Origin of the sequence: Bauldia sp., from assembly GCF_020442045.1 — a bacterium.
Classification (GTDB): domain Bacteria; phylum Pseudomonadota; class Alphaproteobacteria; order Rhizobiales; family Kaistiaceae; genus Bauldia.
This window is the reverse complement of the sequence record NZ_JAGRLA010000140.1, coordinates 1-1,933: the sequence shown is the minus strand read 5'-3', so window position 1 is coordinate 1,933 and position 1,933 is coordinate 1. Positions and strand designations below refer to the sequence as shown.

Here is a 1,933-nt window from a genome sequence, read left to right as displayed (position 1 = left end):
GGTCGGCCGGCATGCCGTGCTTCAGGTAGAATTTCTGATAGGGCTCGGCCTCCAGCGCGTTGGGGCTGAGCGAGATGTTTATGCAGCCGAGATAGCAGGTCTGGCTGGTCAACAGCTCGAGTCCGTGCTTCTCGCACAGCCAGCCGGCAAGACCGATATGGTCGGGATGGAAATGGGTGACGATCAGGCGCGTGAGGCGGCGACCCTTCAACGGCCCGGCCGCAAGCGCGTCCCACACATCGCGGGTCGGCTGGTCGGCGATGCCGGTGTCGAGGACCGCCCAGCCGTCGCCATCCTCGATCAGGTAGATGTTGACGTGATCGAGGCGGAAGGGCAGCGGGATGCGGGTCCACAGAATGCCCGGCGCCACCTCGCGGACCGTGCCGGTTTCCGGTGGCTCGTCGAAGGGAAAGGTCAGCGTCGCCGTCTCGGCGTGTGCGGGATTCAGCAAGTTCCGTGCTCCAGAAGAGGCGGCCGGCCGGCGGCCCCGGCGATTGACGCTTCCCGGCTTACGCGTCGCCGAAGGGCATGGCAAGCCGTTCCGGATTGAACAATTTCGCCTTGGTCAGCCACGGAAGCGGCCGTGGATCATTGCGCCGACGGGGTGGCGCGGCGAAGGTGGCTGCATCGACCGGAAGGGGAGCCGCCGTGCCGGACATCATCATACGCCGCCTCGCGCCAGGCGACCGCGACCGCTGGGCCGGTCTGTGGGACGGGTACAATGTGTTCTACAAGCGCACGGTCGAGGACCGGGTGACGCGCCGTCTGTGGTCGTCGCTTCTCGACGAGGACAGGGAGCCCTATGGGTTCGGGGTCGAATGCGACGGCGAACTGGCGGGTTTCGCCCATTACTTCTTCGTTTATTCGACGTCGGACTGGTCGCCGCGCTGCTACCTGCAGGACCTCTACGCCGATGCCGCGCTGCGCGGCCGAGGCCTCGGGCGGGCGCTGATCGAGGCCGTCTATGCGGAGGCCGACCGGCATGAGGCGTCGCAGACCTACTGGCTGACCCAGGAGTTCAACGATACCGCACGCCGGCTCTACGACCGCGTGGCGACGGCGACACCTTTCATAAAGTACCAGCGTTAGGGTCAGGATCTGCCAATTCAGGCGGGGGTGAGAGGCCGGCCTCAGGACCGGCCCCGACCCGATGCCATCAAGGCTTCAGGACTTTCTCGATTTCGCCGATGATCACGGTCCAGCCCTTGATATGGCCGTCGCGTGCCTCTTCGGAGCGGAACTTCACCTGATGCAACGTTACTTCGGTCGAGCCCGGTTCGTTCTCGGCGAAGTCGATCGTCACACGGCTGTCGTCCAGCGAATGTGGCGAGGCCCAGGTGAAGGCGAGGCGGGAATGGGGGTCGATCTCCAGATAGGTGCCGGTGTGCGGGATCTTCTTCTTCTCGGCCGTTACCATGACGATCTCGAAGGTGCCGCCCTTGCGGGGGTCGTTGGTCACCTCGGCCATCTCGTCGCCGGCCGACGGCCGCATGATCCGCTTCAAGGTGGCCGGATCGAGCCATGCGTTGAACACTTTCTCGCGCGGTGCCGCGATGGTGCGGCTGACAGTCAGTTCCAGTTCACTCATCGTCCTGTCCTTTCGACGTCAGGATCTCGTCGAGCGCCGCGAGGCGGAGCTCCCAGATCGATTTCAGTTGGCCGAACCATTCTTCCGTAGCCCTCAGCGGCCCGAGATCGGCGGCGATGTGATGGTCGCGGCCCACGGTCCGCCTCGTGACGAGGCCGGCTTCCTCGAGCACCTTGATGTGCTTGGAAACCGAGTTCAGCGAGATGTCGAAATGGGCCGCAAGTTCGGTCACGCGCAGCGGCCCTTCCTGGACCAGCATGGTCAGGATCCGCCGGCGGCTGGTGTCGCCGGCCGCCTTGAGGATGCGCGAGAGTTTTTCGTCGTCCATTTCATTCATCCTTTTGG

At 64.7% G+C, this 1,933-nt stretch carries 4 protein-coding genes; 1 reads left to right on the top strand and 3 read right to left on the bottom strand.

Annotated features, from left to right (window positions below):
* Positions 1-451 (bottom strand): MBL fold metallo-hydrolase (locus tag KDJ86_RS15705; protein ID WP_291747885.1); only part of this gene is annotated, 451 nt, incomplete at its 3' end.
* 197 nt (positions 452-648) lie between these two features.
* Between KDJ86_RS15705 and KDJ86_RS15700 the strand changes: the two genes are divergently transcribed.
* On the top strand, positions 649-1,089 hold the full coding sequence (locus tag KDJ86_RS15700) for a GNAT family N-acetyltransferase (protein WP_291747882.1): 441 nt from the start codon (positions 649-651) through the stop codon (positions 1,087-1,089).
* Between the two features lie 67 nt (positions 1,090-1,156).
* Here KDJ86_RS15700 and KDJ86_RS15695 read toward each other — a convergent pair whose 3' ends face one another.
* Positions 1,157-1,588, bottom strand: coding sequence for an SRPBCC family protein (locus tag KDJ86_RS15695; protein WP_291747879.1), 432 nt, complete (start codon positions 1,586-1,588; stop codon positions 1,157-1,159).
* Complete coding sequence (locus KDJ86_RS15690; protein ID WP_291747876.1) at positions 1,581-1,916, bottom strand: ArsR/SmtB family transcription factor; 336 nt, start codon at positions 1,914-1,916, stop codon at positions 1,581-1,583. The genes KDJ86_RS15695 and KDJ86_RS15690 overlap by 8 nt, the downstream gene beginning before the upstream one ends.
* Positions 1,917-1,933: the final 17 nt, after the last annotated feature.

Excerpts from the sequence above, each read along its gene's own strand:
- KDJ86_RS15695 (WP_291747879.1), bottom strand. The coding sequence starts at position 1,588 with ATGAGTGAACTGGAACTGACTGTCAGCCGCACCATCGCGGCACCGCGC.
- KDJ86_RS15690 (WP_291747876.1), bottom strand. The coding sequence starts at position 1,916 with ATGGACGACGAAAAACTCTCGCGCATCCTCAAGGCGGCCGGCGACACC.